This is a genomic window from Nonomuraea sp. NPDC049709 (genome assembly GCF_040674815.1).
In the GTDB taxonomy this organism is placed as follows: Bacteria; Actinomycetota; Actinomycetes; order Streptosporangiales; family Streptosporangiaceae; genus Nonomuraea.
Genome location: NZ_JBFANM010000018.1, coordinates 51028 through 64551, shown reverse-complemented (window position 1 = coordinate 64551; position 13524 = coordinate 51028). Strand labels below are relative to the sequence as shown.

The 13524-nt window shown below is 70.8% G+C and carries 12 protein-coding genes; 8 read left to right on the top strand and 4 right to left on the bottom strand.

All coding sequences use genetic code 11. From position 1 onward, the window contains the following. The first annotated feature begins 42 nt into the window (after positions 1 to 42). The 4 genes from AB0J69_RS19750 to AB0J69_RS19735 all read left to right on the top strand — a co-directional run bounded on the left by AB0J69_RS19750 (position 43) and on the right by AB0J69_RS19735 (position 4970). Complete coding sequence (locus AB0J69_RS19750) at positions 43 to 1209, top strand: MFS transporter (protein WP_364118778.1); 1167 nt, start codon at positions 43 to 45, stop codon at positions 1207 to 1209. A gap of 66 nt (positions 1210 to 1275) precedes the next feature. Then, a complete protein-coding gene (locus tag AB0J69_RS19745; protein ID WP_364118776.1) occupies positions 1276 to 2964 on the top strand; it encodes an ABC transporter ATP-binding protein in 1689 nt (562 codons plus the stop codon). A 31-nt stretch (positions 2965 to 2995) separates the two neighbouring features. Next, a complete protein-coding gene (locus AB0J69_RS19740) occupies positions 2996 to 3205 on the top strand; it encodes a hypothetical protein (RefSeq protein WP_364118774.1) in 210 nt (69 codons plus the stop codon). 7 nt (positions 3206 to 3212) lie between these two features. Continuing rightward, complete coding sequence (locus tag AB0J69_RS19735) at positions 3213 to 4970, top strand: ABC transporter ATP-binding protein (RefSeq protein WP_364118773.1); 1758 nt, start codon at positions 3213 to 3215, stop codon at positions 4968 to 4970. A 143-nt stretch (positions 4971 to 5113) separates the two neighbouring features. Here the strand turns inward: AB0J69_RS19735 and AB0J69_RS19730 are convergent, their stop codons facing one another. Beyond that, a complete protein-coding gene (locus AB0J69_RS19730; RefSeq protein ID WP_364118771.1) occupies positions 5114 to 5416 on the bottom strand; it encodes a hypothetical protein in 303 nt (100 codons plus the stop codon). Between the two features lie 247 nt (positions 5417 to 5663). Next, positions 5664 to 6542: an MBL fold metallo-hydrolase gene (locus AB0J69_RS19725; protein WP_364118769.1), complete on the bottom strand. Its 879-nt coding sequence runs from the start codon at positions 6540 to 6542 to the stop codon at positions 5664 to 5666. 64 nt (positions 6543 to 6606) lie between these two features. Between AB0J69_RS19725 and AB0J69_RS19720 the strand changes: the two genes are divergently transcribed. Further along, the gene (locus AB0J69_RS19720) at positions 6607 to 7050 is read left to right on the top strand and encodes a MarR family transcriptional regulator (RefSeq protein ID WP_364118767.1); all 444 of its coding nucleotides are present in this window, start codon (positions 6607 to 6609) and stop codon (positions 7048 to 7050) included. Positions 7051 to 7393: 343 nt separating this feature from the next. On the opposite strand, the gene AB0J69_RS19715 is transcribed toward AB0J69_RS19720, so the two are convergent. Next, a complete protein-coding gene (locus AB0J69_RS19715; RefSeq protein WP_364118765.1) occupies positions 7394 to 8854 on the bottom strand; it encodes an alpha/beta fold hydrolase in 1461 nt (486 codons plus the stop codon). A gap of 551 nt (positions 8855 to 9405) precedes the next feature. Continuing rightward, the gene (locus AB0J69_RS19710; RefSeq protein ID WP_364118763.1) at positions 9406 to 11469 is read right to left on the bottom strand and encodes a prolyl oligopeptidase family serine peptidase; all 2064 of its coding nucleotides are present in this window, start codon (positions 11467 to 11469) and stop codon (positions 9406 to 9408) included. Between the two features lie 33 nt (positions 11470 to 11502). On the opposite strand from AB0J69_RS19710, the gene mshB reads away from it, so the two are divergent. From mshB to AB0J69_RS19695, 3 genes are read left to right on the top strand one after another with little or no spacing between them, the layout of a single operon-like run. Next, positions 11503 to 12408 (top strand): N-acetyl-1-D-myo-inositol-2-amino-2-deoxy-alpha-D-glucopyranoside deacetylase, encoded by a 906-nt coding sequence (gene mshB, locus AB0J69_RS19705; protein ID WP_364118761.1) that lies wholly within the window; start codon positions 11503 to 11505, stop codon positions 12406 to 12408. Positions 12409 to 12419: 11 nt separating this feature from the next. After that, positions 12420 to 12836, top strand: a complete 417-nt coding sequence (locus AB0J69_RS19700) for a DUF6113 family protein (protein ID WP_364118759.1) — start codon at positions 12420 to 12422, stop codon at positions 12834 to 12836. A 17-nt stretch (positions 12837 to 12853) separates the two neighbouring features. Beyond that, on the top strand, positions 12854 to 13348 hold the full coding sequence (locus tag AB0J69_RS19695) for a flavin reductase family protein (RefSeq protein ID WP_364118757.1): 495 nt from the start codon (positions 12854 to 12856) through the stop codon (positions 13346 to 13348). Positions 13349 to 13524 lie beyond the last annotated feature (176 nt).

The following is a 13524-nucleotide window of genomic DNA, read 5'->3' as shown; positions in this document are numbered from 1 at the left end:
CCCACTTCATCACAGAAGGTGACCCTCTGTTACACAGGGTGTATGTCTGAGCTTCGTAAAGGTCAGGTGCGGAACCTGGCTCTGGCCACGGCGGCGTTCGCCGTGACGTTCTGGGCCTGGAACCTCATCGGGCCTCTGTCAGGGAGCTACAGCAGGCAACTGGGCCTGTCGCCGACGCAGACATCGCTGCTGGTGGCGATCCCGGTACTGGTCGGCTCGCTGGGGCGGATCCCGGTGGGGGTGCTGGCCGACAGGCTCGGCGGGCGGCGCATGTTCGCGATCATCTGTTTCGTGTCGATCGTGCCGGTCCTGTTCGTCGGCTGGTCGGACTCGTACGGCTGGCTGCTGTTCTGGGGGTTCCTGCTGGGCATCCCCGGCACGTCGTTCGCGATCGGGATCCCGTTCGTGAACGCCTGGTACGAGCCCGCCCGGCGGGGTTTCGCCACCGGCGTGTTCGGGGCGGGCATGGGCGGCACGGCGCTGTCGGCGTTCTTCACGCCGCGCGTGGTCGAGGAGTTCGGGCGGCCGGCCGCGCACATCCTCATGGCGGCGATGCTGGCGCTGATGGGTGTGATCATGATGGGCGGCAGCCGGGACTCGCCGGCGTGGTCGCCCGCGACCTCCCCCGCCCTGCCCAGGATGCGGGAGGCCACGAAGATCAGGGCGACCTGGCAGTGCGCCTTCCTGTACGCGGTGGCGTTCGGCGGGTTCGTGGCCTTCTCCACGTACCTGCCGACGCTGCTGCAGAACGTCTACCACTTCGTCCAGACCGACGCCGGGCTGCGCACGGCCGGGTTCTCGATCGCGGCGGTGCTGTCCAGGCCGCTCGGCGGCACGCTCTCCGACCGGATCGGGGCGGTCAGGGTGCTGCTGATCTCGTTCGGCGGCACCGTGCTGCTGGCGCTCGTGCTGGCGCTCAAGCCGCCGGTCGAGGTGCCCGCCGGGGTGAGCTTCGTGCTCATGGCGTTCTTCCTGGGGCTGGGTACGGGTGGGGTGTTCGCGCTGGTGGCCCGGCTGGTCGAGGCGTCCAGGGTGGGGACGGTGACCGGGCTGGTGGGGGCGGCCGGCGGGCTCGGGGGGTATTTCCCGCCGCTGGTGATGGGGGCGGTGTACACGGCCACCGGGGCGTACACGATTGGTTACCTGTTGCTGGCGGTGACGGCGGCGGCGGCGCTGGTGTACACGCTGCGGGCATTCCGCACGCTGTAGGGGTGGCCCGTGTTCAGCGAAAATGGTTTGCCGGGCCGGGGGGTGCCTTGTCAAGGTTGTCAGGCTATGCGCTCCCTTCCTGAAGCCGATCCCGGCGTGCCCGACATACGCAGCCCTCTTCGTTTCCTGTGGTGGAACGCGGGGCGGCAGGCGTCATCCCTTCTCGCGGGCATCGGCTTCGCCACCCTGTGGTGGCTGGTGCAGGCCCTGATGCCGGCCGTGCTGGGGAAGGGCATCGAGGCCGTCACCGCCAAGGACACCGGGGCGCTGTGGCTGTGGGCGGCGATCCTGTTCGGGCTCGGCCTGATCCAGGCGTTCACCGGGGTCATGCGGCACCGGATGGCCGTCTACAACTGGCTGGCCGCCGCCTACCGCACCGTGCAGCTCACCACCCGCCAGGCCACCAGGCTCGGCGCCACGCTGCCGAAACGGCTCTCGACCGGCGAGGTCGTCAGCGTCGGCAACTCCGACATCGCCCACATCGGCAGCTCCATGGACATCCTGCTGCGCAGCACCGGCGCGATCGTGGCCATCGTCACCGTCACCGTGATCCTCATCTCCACCTCGCTGCCGCTCGGACTGCTGGTGCTGTTCGGGGTGCCGCTCATGGCCCTCGCCGTCGGCCCGCTGCTGCGGCCGCTGCACGGACGGCAGCGCACGCAGCGCGAGCTGTCCGGCGAGCTGTCCACCAGGGCCGCCGACATCGTGGCCGGGCTGCGGGTGCTGCGCGGGATCGGCGGGGAGCAGGTGTTCTCCGAGCGCTACCGTGACGAGTCGCAACGCGTGCGCCGGGCCGGGGTGCGGGTCGCCGGGGTCGAGTCGGTGCTCGAAGGCGCCCAGATCGTGCTGCCGGGGCTGCTCATCGCGATCGTCACCGGCGTCGGTGCCACCTTCGCCGTCGCCGGTGAGATCCCCACCGGGCAGCTCGTCGCCTTCTACCTGTACGCGGTGTTCCTCATCGGGCCCATGCGCACGCTCACCGAGGCCGCCGACAAGCTCACCAAGGGCCATGTCGCGGCCGGACGGGTGATCCGGATCCTGTCCATCGAGCCCGAGATCACCGGCGGCACGGGGAGCAGCGAGGGCGGGGTGCTGCGCGACTCGTACAGCGGTGTCACGCTCCAACCCGGCTCGCTCACCGCCGTCGCCGCCGGCACCCCCGAAGAGGCCATCGCCATCGCCGACCGGCTCGGCCGCTACGCCGACGGCGACGTCACCTTCGGCGCCGAGGAGTTGCGGACGCTGCCGCTCGACCAGGTCCGCTCCCGGATCGTGGTCGCCGACAACGGCGCCCGGCTGTTCAACGGCCGGCTCCGCGACGAGCTGGACGTACGCGGGAAGGCCGACGGCGACCAGATCCGCGACGCCCTGCACGCCGCCTGCGCCACCGACATCGTCGAGGCCCTGCCCGAGGGGCTCGACGCCCAGGTGGCCGAGGCGGGGCGGGAGTTCTCCGGCGGGCAGCAGCAGCGGCTGCGCCTGGCCAGGGCGCTGCTGGCCGACCCGGAGGTGCTCATCCTGGTCGAGCCGACCAGCGCCGTCGACGCCCACAGCGAGGCCCGCATCGCCGAGCGGCTGGCCAAGGCCCGCGCCGGGCAGACCACCATGATCTGCACGACCAGCCCGTTGGTGCTCGATCGGGCCGAGCATGTGATCTATGTCGAGGGCGGGCGGGTGCTGGCGGAGGGGACGCATCGGCAGTTGCTGGACAGTTCGCCCGAATACGCGGCGACCGTGACGCGCGGGGAGGACTGACGTGATGACCTGCGCGGTGAGGACCGACCTGATGACCTGCGACGCCCTCGCGGTGGGCGGTTCCGTCGTGACCCCTGACCTTCCGGGGGTGGGTTTCGTCGAGGCCGCCCCTGACTTTCCGGGGGCGGCTTTCTTCCAGATCGCCCCTGACTTTCCGGGGGCGGCTTTCTTCCAGATCGCCCCTGACTTCCCGGCGGTGGGCTTCGTGGTGACCGCCTCTGACTGTTCGGCGGAGGACTGAGAGAGCCATGGCCCGTGAGATCCTGCCGGTCGCCGACCGGAAACAAGTGCGTGCCTACGCCAGACGGCTGACCCTGAAATATCCGCGCCGGCTCGCCTTCACCCTGCTCCTGCACGGCCTGGCCGCCGTCGCCGGGCTGGTCGTGCCGTGGCAGCTCGGCGAACTGGTCCAGAACGTCCAGTACGGCGCCGAGGTCAACGTCGCCGTCGTGGCCGCCGCCATCGGCGGGTTCCTGCTGCTGCAGGGCGTTCTCATGCGGTACGCCGTGCTGGCCTCGGCCAGGCTGGGCGAGAAGGTGCTCGCCGAGCTGCGCGAGGAGTTCGTGGACCGGGTGCTCGGCCTGCCGCTTTCCACCGTCGAGCGGGCCGGGTCCGGTGACCTCATCACCAGGACCTCCCGCGACGTGGACGCGCTCTCTCGCACCGTGCGGCACGCCGTGCCCGAGACGCTGATCGCCATGGTCACCTTCGTGATCACGATCGGCGCGATGCTGCTGGTCAGCCCGCTGCTCATGCTGCCGATGCTGGCGGCGGGGCCGGTGATCTACATCTCCACCCGCCGGTACCTGCGGCGGGCGCGTGACGGCTACCTCCGCGAGAACGCCGCCTACGCCGACGTGACCGAGGGCCTGGCCGAGACCGTCGAGGGTGCCCGGGCCGTGGAGGCGCTGGGGCTGCGGGAGCGGCGGCGGGCGCGTACGGACGGGGACATCGCGCGGTCGTTCGCGGCCGAGCGGTACACCCTCGGCCTCCGCACCCGGTGGTATCCCGCCGTCGAGCTGGGCTACGTGATCCCGGTGGTGGCCGCGCTGCTGGTCGGCGGGCTGTTCTACGCCAGCGACTGGGTGACGCTCGCCCAGGTGGCCACCGCCACGCTCTATGCGCAGCAGCTCATCGACCCGCTGGACCGGTTCCTGATGTGGATCGACGAGTTGCAGGTGGGCGGGGCTTCGATGGCCCGGCTGCTGGGGGTGGCCAACGTACCCGACGATCGGGTGGCCTCTTCGGAGCGGCCCACGGGGGAACTGCTGGAGGCGTCCGGGGTCCGGTACGCGTACCGGGAGGGGCGGGACGTGCTGCACGGCGTGTCGCTGACCGTCCAGCCCGGTGAGCGGCTGGCCATGGTGGGGCCGTCGGGGGCCGGGAAGTCCACGCTGGGGCGGTTGCTGGCCGGGATCCACGGGCCGCGTACCGGCGCGGTGACCGTGGGCGGGGTGCCCCTGGTGGACCTGCCGCTGGACGACCTGCGCGGGCACGTCGCGCTGGTCACCCAGGAGCACCACGTGTTCAAGGGGTCGCTGCGGGACAACCTGCTGATCGCCCGTCCCGACGCCTCCGACGCCGCCGTCCTGAAGGCGCTGGAGGCGGTGGACGCACTGGACTGGGTGCGGGGGCTGCCCTCGGGGCTGGAGACCGAGGTGGGGTCGGGCGGGCTCGCGGTGTCGCCCGCGCAGGCCCAGCAACTCGCCCTCGCCCGCCTGGTGCTCGCCGACCCCCACACCCTGGTGCTCGACGAGGCCACCTCGCTCATCGACCCCCGGGCCGCCCGGCACCTGGAACGCTCACTGGCCGCCGTCCTGGAGGGCCGGACGGTGATCGCCATCGCGCACCGCCTGTACACGGCACACGACGCCGACCGGGTGGCCGTGGTGGAGGACGGGCGGATCACCGAGCTGGGGTCGCATGAGGACCTGGTGGCGGAGGGGGGCTCGTACGCGGCCCTCTGGAGCAGCTGGCACGGCACCCCGACCCCCACCCGCTCCTGACACCTCACCGTCACCCACTCCTGGCCCACCCCCATCCACCCGCTCCTGCTACCTCAGCCCCCACTGGCTCCTGTCCCACCCCCGTCCACCTCCGCCACGGGCGTACCCTGAGCCGGGGGGACGGCACCAGCGGGTTCCCGTCATCAGCGCCCTTGGGGATGCCCTTGGTGCCCCTCCGGCGCCCGCCCGATCCCGCCCGGCCAGCCCAGGAGCCGGCCCTCGCCCGCCTCCTCGGCCAGCCCAGGAGTCGGCCCTCGCCCGCCTCTGATCGAGCAGGCACCGGTCGATCGGGTACCGGGCCCGGCACCGGTCGGTCGGGGCCCGCTCGCTGACGGAACCCGGTCGGGCTCCGGGTCGAGCACCGGCCGCTCGGGCTCCGGGTCGAGCACCGGCCGCTCGGGCTCCGGGTCGAGCACCGGCTGGTTAGGTTCCGGCCGGTTGGGCACGGTGGGCGGGCGGTGTGCTCTGGGGGGTGGGCCGCTCGCTGACGGAACCCGGTCGGGCCGGGCGTCCGGTTGCCGAGCGGTGCACGGTGTGCGGGACCGGGGTTGCGGCGGGGTGGGGTTGGAGTGGTCAGGCCATGGAGTGGGGTTGGAGTGGCCGGGCCACGGTGTGGGGTAGAGCGGTCAGGCCATGGGTGGGGAGGGCACGCCATTGGGGTGCGGTGGTCAGGCCATGGATGGTGTGGGGCGGTCAGGCGACGGGGTGCCACGTCGGGCCGTCGGCGGTGGTGTCCACGCGGCCGAACGCCACGTCGGCGAAGTGCACGCCGAAGCCGAGCGTGTTCGGTTCCTGCAGTTCCTGGACCAGCCGGCGCCGGTGCACGGCTGATTCGACGGAGTCCAGGTCTGAGCCGGCCGACCACTCCGGGTGGCGGATCTGGACGGCGGAGTGGAGGGCGTCGCCGAATGCGATCAGGCGCCGGCCGCCGGACTCGATCGTGTAGCTCGCGTGACCGATCGTGTGGCCTGGGGTGAGTAGCAGGCGCACCCCCGGGAAGATCTCCTCGCCGTTTGTGACCGTGCGCGCCCGGGTGGCCAGCGTGGCGAGCATCTCCTCGGTCGTGCCGTGTGCGGTGCTCAAATGACGTTGTGACCATTCGGGCTCGGAGAACAGGTAGTCGGCCCCGGTGAAGGCGGGCCGGTCGTTGTCCGGCGCCGGGTGGTAGCCCCAGCCCACATGGTCGATGTGCAGGTGGGTGAAGGCCACTGCTTCGATGTCCCCCGGGCGGCGGCCGAGTTTGGCGAGGCTGTCCAGCAGGTCGCCCCCGCGCAGGGCGCCGATCAGCGGATTGCCTGGGTCGTCGGGCAGCGACACGGGCCCCACACCGACGTCGATCATCAGGGCTCTCTCGCCGTGCTCGACGAGCAGCCCGCCGATCGTGGCCACCAGGTTTCCTCCGTCGTCGAGGAAGGCGGCGTTGTCCTCCCAGTCTCGCTCGGTCGCGGCGGGCAGCCACCCGTACGGCTTCAGCCTCACCACCCCATCGGGCACGTAGCTGAGTTTGAGGTCTCCCAGCTGGAGCGACCGGATGGGGGACGGGCGGTTCAGGCGCTCTTCGTAGGTGCTCATGCGAGGAACTTACAGATAGAACTATTCAAGCTGCAAATATAATGACTTGAGGTAATCTGGCTGTATGACGTCGTCGTTCGAGGGTTCTCTTGCCGAAGCGGAGGCCCAGGCCATCGCCGAGCGGAACCTGTGTGGGCTGGTCAGCGCATTGTCCAGACAGATCGAGGGACACGTCCGGGAACGGGCGGCGGCGCTGGACCTGACCGCACCCCAGGCGACCGCGCTGCGCGAGCTCACCGGGCCGTTGACCATGCGTGATCTGGCCGATCGGATGGGATGCGAGCCGTCCAACGCCACGTTCGTGGTTGACCGGTTGGAGGAGCAGGGCATCGTCGAACGCCGGCCGCACCCGACCGATCGCCGGGCCAAGCAACTCGTCCTGACCCCCGAAGGGGTCGAACTCCGTGCGCGGTTGATCGAGAAGCTCACGGAGGGCTCGCCGATGGCCGGGCTCACCCCGCAGGAGCAGACCACTCTGCAGGAGTTGCTCCAGCGCGCATTGCATTGAGGTGCTGTGGCCCGCCGATGGCTCAAGGTCAATCAGTCCAATACCGGCACGGTCCGCCGGTCCTAATAGCGGCACGTCCGCTCTCAGTGCACGTTTGGTGATGGTGGGGGTTCGGTGGTCCCAGCACAGGTGGTGCGGGGGTTGATGGGCCGGTTCCGATGCTGGTGGTGTGGGTGTTGGTGGGTCAGTTCGGTACTGGTGGTGTGAGTGGTGGTGGGTTAGTTCGGTACTGGTGGTGTGGGTGGTGGTAGGCCAGTTCGGTACTGGAGGTGTCGGTGGTGGTAGGCCGGTTCCGGCACCCGGTGGTGTGGATTGTGGGGTCAGTGGGTGAGCCTGCGGGGCGTCAGCATCGGGTTTTTGGTTCTGGCAGGGTGCGGTCGGTGAAGTAGCGGTTGATGTGGTTGCGGGCGCAGGTGTTGACTCCGTACAGGGTGTGTCCGGGGCCGTCGTGGTGGATGGTGACGCTGCCCGGCACCTGGGACAGCACGCGGGCCACCGCATCCGACTCGCCCCACGCGCCTGCTCCGAGCATGGGGGGCAGGTCTTTGGGGAGGGCGGCGGGTGGGTTGGTTACCGGAACGGGCCAGCCGATGCAGTTGAGGGTTCCCGCGGCGATGGTGTTGGCGGTGCCCGTGTTGGGGGCGATCTTGCGCAGGCGGCTGATGAACGCGGTCATTTCCTTGCGGTTGGCGAAGCGGGGCCAGTCGGTGCATTCCGTCACGCCGGTGGCCTGGTCGGGGTAGCGGCCGCCACGAGCAGGGACGAAGTCGGAGGCGTCGCCCTTGCTCGCCTTGCGGATCGCGCCGGCCAACTTGGGCCAGGCCGGGGCGCCCTGGCGGGCGAGGGCCAGTGCGAAGGACTGGAGGTCGCGGGCCTTGTAGGCGACGTTTTCTGTTGTGGTGGGAATCGGGGTGCGGTCGGCTCGGGCGACGAGCGCACGCCAGAGGGCTGGCACGTCCGCGCAGGCGTGGGAGGTACACCAGGTGAAGAAGCGCCGCATCATCTGGTCGTTGATCTTGGCCGTCTCTTCCAGCTCGCGTCGCCAGTCGGCGGCGCTGTGGTTCCAGGTGCCGTCGAGCACCATCGTGCGGACCCGGTCAGGGAAGAGGCGGGCGTAGGCCTGGCCGTAGAAGCCGGCGTAGGAGGCGCCGTAGTAGTTGAGCGTGTCCTCGCCGAGGGCCTTTCTGATCGCCTCCATGTCCCTGGCCTGGTCTGCCGAGCTCATGTTGGCGAACAGCTCGGGGTCCTTGAGGCGGCAGGCTTCGGCGTAGCCTCGGTTGGCGTCGGACAGGCGGCCGAAGTCGGCGTCGTCCCTCGGGAAGTCGGCGATGGGGATGCGGGTCCAGGTGCACGGCAGGCCCGTGCTGAGACCTTGGAACTGCTCGCTGCCGTAGCCGCGGGTGTCCCACGTGACGAGGTCCATCTGCTGCTGGCGCAGATCGGCCCACCAGGAGGAGAGGGACTGGGTCAGGGAGATGCCCGGGCCGCCGGGGCCGCCATAGGCCACCAGGACCGAGCCTTTTGAGGTGCCGGTGGTCGCCTTCAGACGGCCCACCTTAAGGGTGATCTTTCGGCCGGTGGGTTTCTGCCAGTCCACGGGGACTTGGAGGTCGGTGCAGTCCATGCCGATCTTGTCGTTGGGGCACGGCTCCCATTTCAGGGTGGATGGCGAGAGCGTTGCGGGGCCTGTGGCTGCGGCTACGGCCGGTGTGGGGTTCAGGGCTGCTGCGTTGAGTAGGGCCAAGGTGATGGCGAGGGCTTTGGTAATGGTGAGGGGCTTGGTGATGGTGAGGGGATTCGGCATGGCGTTCACGATGCCGGAGCGGGTGGTGGGATCGCGTCGGACCTGGGTTTGGTTTTCGGGGGTGGCGGGTCGGACCAGGGGTTGACAGACCGTGGCTTGATTGTCGCGGGTGTCCGGGGTGCTTGGCCAACGCCATGGAACGTCCGTCCCTGCAGGCGGCAGTGGGACAAGGCGCCGCTGCCGAGGGTGAAACGGTGGTGCAAGAGTGAGCGGCGGTGCCCGAGCGGGTGCGCTAGTGAGCGGCGGTGCCCGAGTGAACGATTCCGGGAGTGAACGGTTTCGGGGTGAACCGGTGGTGCGGGGAAGGCGGTGGTGCGGGGAAGGCGGGGGTGCGGGGAAGGCGGTGGTGCGGGGAAGGCGGTGGTGCGGGGAAGGCGGTGGTGCGGGGAAGGCGGTGGTGCGGGGAAGGCGGTGGTGCGGGGAAGGCGGGGGTGGGACCCGGGGGGCTTGCCGGTGGATCTCCGGCAAGTCCGCCGCCCTCCCACGAAACCTGCCACCCTCGGCAAGCCCGCCGCCTTCGGCGCGTCCGCCGCCCTCTGACAGCCGCGGGCTCAGCCCAGGGACCGCTTGAGGAAGTCCACCTGGAGCAGGAGCAGGTTCTCCGCCACGACCTCCTGCGGCGTCATGTGGGTCACGCCCGACAGCGGCAGCACGCTGTGCGCGCGCCCGGCCGCGAGGAGGGCCGAGGACAGGCGGAGCGTGTGGGCGGCCACGACGTTGTCGTCCGCCAGGCCGTGGATCAGCAGCAACGGGCGTTCGAGCTTGGCCGCGTCCGCGAACAGCGAGGACTTCTCATAGATCTCCGGCTGCTGGTCGGGGTGGCCGAGGTAGCGCTCCGTGTAGCAGGTGTCGTACAGCCGCCAGTCCGTCACCGGCGCGCCCGCCACCGCCGCGTGGAACACGTCGGGACGGCGCAGCACCGCGAGGGCGGCCAGGAAACCGCCGAACGACCAGCCGCGGATGGCCACCCTCGTCAGGTCGAGGTCGTCAGGATATTGCTCGGCCACGCCTTGCAGGGCGTCGATCTGGTCGTCGAGCGCGGGGGTCGCGAGGTCGTTGAGCACGGCACGTTCGAAGTCGGTGCCCCGGCCGGGGGTGCCGCGCCCGTCGGCGACGATGACGGCGAAGCCCTGCTCGGCGAACCACTGGCTCTCCAGGAACGCGCCGCGCCGGTTGAGCACCCGCTGCGCGTGCGGCCCGCCGTACGGGTCCATCAGCACCGGCAGCCGGCCCGACCCCTGTTCGTACCAGGAAGGCAGCACCACGGCGGTGGCCAGCTCGCGGCGGCCGGCACGCCCGATCGAGACCCGCAGGTCGAGGCCGGGACGCTCGGCGAACGACGGGATCGGCACCGCCATGCCGTCGCGTCGTACGACCGTGGTCGAGACGCCCTCGGCTTCGAGGCTCTGCTCGGTGAGCACGCCCACCCCGCCCGACATCCGCCCCGAGAACACCCCGGAACGGGTCGAGACGGGCAGCAATGAATGCCCGTCCCAGGTCCACAGGTGGATCTCGGTCGGGTCGCCGCTCGCGCTGAACAGCACGCTGTCGTGGTCGACGTCGAGCACGGCCCGCACCTGCAGCGTCGGGGGCGTGACCGCGCGGTCGCCCACGAACAGCCGGTGACCGCCCTCGGAGTTGGCCACCCACACCAGCGAACCGTCGTCGAGGTGCGCGGGCACGCCGCCGACGATGTCGACCCAGGCGGGGTCGGTGTCCTCGCGCACCAGCGTGGACGCGCCCGTCGCCGGATCGACCGTGAACAGCCGCATCGTCCGCTGGTCGCGGGTCAGCGTCACGATCGAGAGCGCGTGGGAGTCCCAAGCCGCCGTGGTGAGGTATTCCTCCGAGTACGGCACCGCCACCCGCGACCCGTCGAGCCCCAGCACGAACAGCTCGGTGGCCGCGTTGGGCGTCCCGGCGGCCGGATAGCGCTGGGCCACGGGCGGACGGTCGGGGTTGGCCGGGTCGGCGATGTGCCACACGTGCACGGGCGCCTCGTCGGCGCGCTCGGCCAGGAGCGCGTCGCTCGACGGCGCCCACCAGTAGCCGCGCATCCGGTCCATCTCCTCGGCGGCGATGAACTCGGCCAGCCCGTACGTCACCGTCTCCGACTCCGGCTCGGCCAGCGCACGGTCCGCGCCCGAGCCCAGGTCCTGGACGCGCAGGGCGCCACCCGTGACGTACGCGACATGCCGCCCGTCGGGGGACAACCGTGGATCGATGACCGCACCCGGCGTGTCAAGCCTGCGCGCATCCCCGCCCGCCAGGTCGACCACGTAGAGCCCGCCGGACAGGGCGAAACAGACCCTGGTCAGCTCGGAGTCGGCGGCGAAGGCCACCACGCCGCCGGCCGCCTCGCGGCTGCGCTCGCGCCTGGCCCGCTCCTCAGGCGGCAGATCCTCCTCGGAGGCGTGCAGCGTGCGCGGGTCGACGACCAGGCGCTCGACATGCGTCTCCGTGTCGAGCTCCCACAGGCAGGTCACCGGGTCGGTGCCCGACTTCGTCCGCAGGAACACCACCCGGCCGCCGTCCGGGGAGATCGTGAAGCCTCTGGGCACTCCCAGCGTGAACCGGCGGGTCCTGGCAGACAGTCGTGGGAAGCTCTCGCTCATGGCCTCAATCCTGCCATTGCTACGCTCGTGGGCATGACTGATCGACGGCTGCTGCTCGTGCACGCCCACCCGGACGACGAGTCGATCGGCACCGGCGCGACCATGGCGAAATACGTGGCGGAGGGCGCCCACGTCACGCTGGTGACCTGCACGCTGGGCGAGGAGGGGGAGATCATCCCCGGTGACCTCGCGCACCTGGCCGCCGACCAGGACGACGCCCTGGGCCCCTACCGGATCGGCGAGCTCGCCGCCGCCTGCCAGGCCCTCGGCGTCGAGGACCACCGCTTCCTGGGCGGGCCCGGCCGCTGGCGGGACTCCGGCATGATGGGGGTGGCCACCAATGAGCACCCGAAGGCGTTCTGGCGCGCCGACCTCGACGAGGCGGCGGGCGAGCTGGTCAAGGTCATCCGCGAGGTACGCCCGCAGGTCCTCGTCACGTACGACGACAACGGCTTCTACGGCCACCCCGACCACATCCAGGCGCACCGCGTTTCGCGCAGAGCGTTCGAGCTGGCCGCGAAACCGGACTTCGGCGAGGGCGAGCCCTGGCAGATCGCGAAGTTCTACCACACGGCGGTCGCCAGGTCCGTCATGCGGCGCGCGGCGGAGGCGCTGCTGGAGGCCGACGTCGACTTCATCACCGAGAACGTCGACGACGTGCCGTTCGGCAGCCAGGACGAGGACATCACCACCGAGATCGACGCTCGCCCCTGGATCGGGAACAAGCTGGAGGCCATGCGCGCGCACGCCACCCAGATCAGCGTGGAGGCGCCGTGGTTCGCGCTGTCCAACAACATCGGCCAGGAGGTGCTGGCCGTCGAGCACTACACGCTGGCCATCGGCGTGCCCGGCCCGCCGGTGCCCGGACCGCCCGTCGAGGCCGGGGGGCTCGGTGAGCCGCACAACCGCGAGAACGATCTCTTCGCGGGCATCCACTAATCTCGTACGACATGGAACATCGCAGCCAGGCCGAGTCGGCGCTGGCCGGGGCGGCGTACGGCATGCTGTTCGTCCTGGGCGTCGTCATGGGGATCGTGGGCGGTTTCACGCATCCCGAGTGGCAGCCCGGGCCGATCCCGGGCTCGGCGATCGTCTGGGTGCTGATGCTGTTCGGCGTGTGCCTGGGGGCGGGCAAGCTGATGCGCGCCCGGCTCGGGGCCATGGCGGCGGCGCTCGGGTGGCTGCTGGTGACGATGCCGTTCACCCTGGAGCTCCAAGCGGGCGACCTGGTGATCGCGCACGGCGCCGCCGGCTATGTCTACCTGTACGGAGGGTTGGTGGGCCTCGTGGCGGCCTATCTGCTTTCGCCCTCGTCAAGACGTGGATCATGGCTCCTGCACGGGTACCCTCCGAAGAATCCGACGTAGCGGCATAAAGTAGCTAGGTGCATTCCATCGAGCGGCACGTGGACCCGGGAACATACCGCAAGGTCGTCGGCCGCTTCGCCACCGGAGTCGCGATCGTGACGACCAGGCTGGGCGACGTCGACCACGCGATGACGGTCAACTCCTTCACCTCCGTCTCCCTGGAACCGCTGCTCGTGCTGTTCTGCGCGGAGAAGCTGGCCCGGTTCCACGACGCGGTGCTGGAGGCCGGGGTGTGGGGGGTGTCGGTGCTGCCCGCCTCGATGGAGGACGCCTCGCGGTTCTTCGCCCATCGGGGGCGCCCCCTGAACGGGCAACTCGCCACGTGGCCGCATCATCGGGGTGAGTCGGGAGTGGCGCTGTTCGACGGGGCCATCGCCACCGTGGAGGCCGCGACGTCGGCGGTGCACGACGGGGGTGACCACTCGATCGTGGTCGGCGAGGTGACCGCGCTGGACATTCCGGCGGACGGGGCGCCGCTGCTCTATCACGAGGGCCGCTACAAGTCCCTCTGACCCGCGACGGGCCGCTGCCGCAGGATCTTCCGGCTCGCGCCGGGCCGCTGGCTGCAGGACCCTCTGGCTCGGGAGGCTGCTGGCTGCAGGGCCCTCTGGCTCGGGAGGGCCGCTGGAGGGCTGTCCGGCAGGCGTGGATCGGGCCAGGCGCCTGGCCTGGCCCGATCAGCTGCCGT

Bases quoted from the DNA above. Each gene is read 5' to 3' on its own strand.
- AB0J69_RS19750 (WP_364118778.1), top strand. From the start codon at position 43: ATGTCTGAGCTTCGTAAAGGTCAGGTGCGGAACCTGGCTCTGGCCACG.
- AB0J69_RS19745 (WP_364118776.1), top strand. From the start codon at position 1,276: ATGCGCTCCCTTCCTGAAGCCGATCCCGGCGTGCCCGACATACGCAGC.
- AB0J69_RS19740 (WP_364118774.1), top strand. From the start codon at position 2,996: ATGACCTGCGACGCCCTCGCGGTGGGCGGTTCCGTCGTGACCCCTGAC.
- AB0J69_RS19735 (WP_364118773.1), top strand. From the start codon at position 3,213: ATGGCCCGTGAGATCCTGCCGGTCGCCGACCGGAAACAAGTGCGTGCC.
- AB0J69_RS19725 (WP_364118769.1), bottom strand. From the start codon at position 6,542: ATGAGCACCTACGAAGAGCGCCTGAACCGCCCGTCCCCCATCCGGTCG.
- AB0J69_RS19720 (WP_364118767.1), top strand. From the start codon at position 6,607: ATGACGTCGTCGTTCGAGGGTTCTCTTGCCGAAGCGGAGGCCCAGGCC.
- AB0J69_RS19715 (WP_364118765.1), bottom strand. From the start codon at position 8,854: ATGCCGAATCCCCTCACCATCACCAAGCCCCTCACCATTACCAAAGCC.
- AB0J69_RS19710 (WP_364118763.1), bottom strand. From the start codon at position 11,469: ATGAGCGAGAGCTTCCCACGACTGTCTGCCAGGACCCGCCGGTTCACG.
- mshB (WP_364118761.1), top strand. From the start codon at position 11,503: ATGACTGATCGACGGCTGCTGCTCGTGCACGCCCACCCGGACGACGAG.
- AB0J69_RS19700 (WP_364118759.1), top strand. From the start codon at position 12,420: ATGGAACATCGCAGCCAGGCCGAGTCGGCGCTGGCCGGGGCGGCGTAC.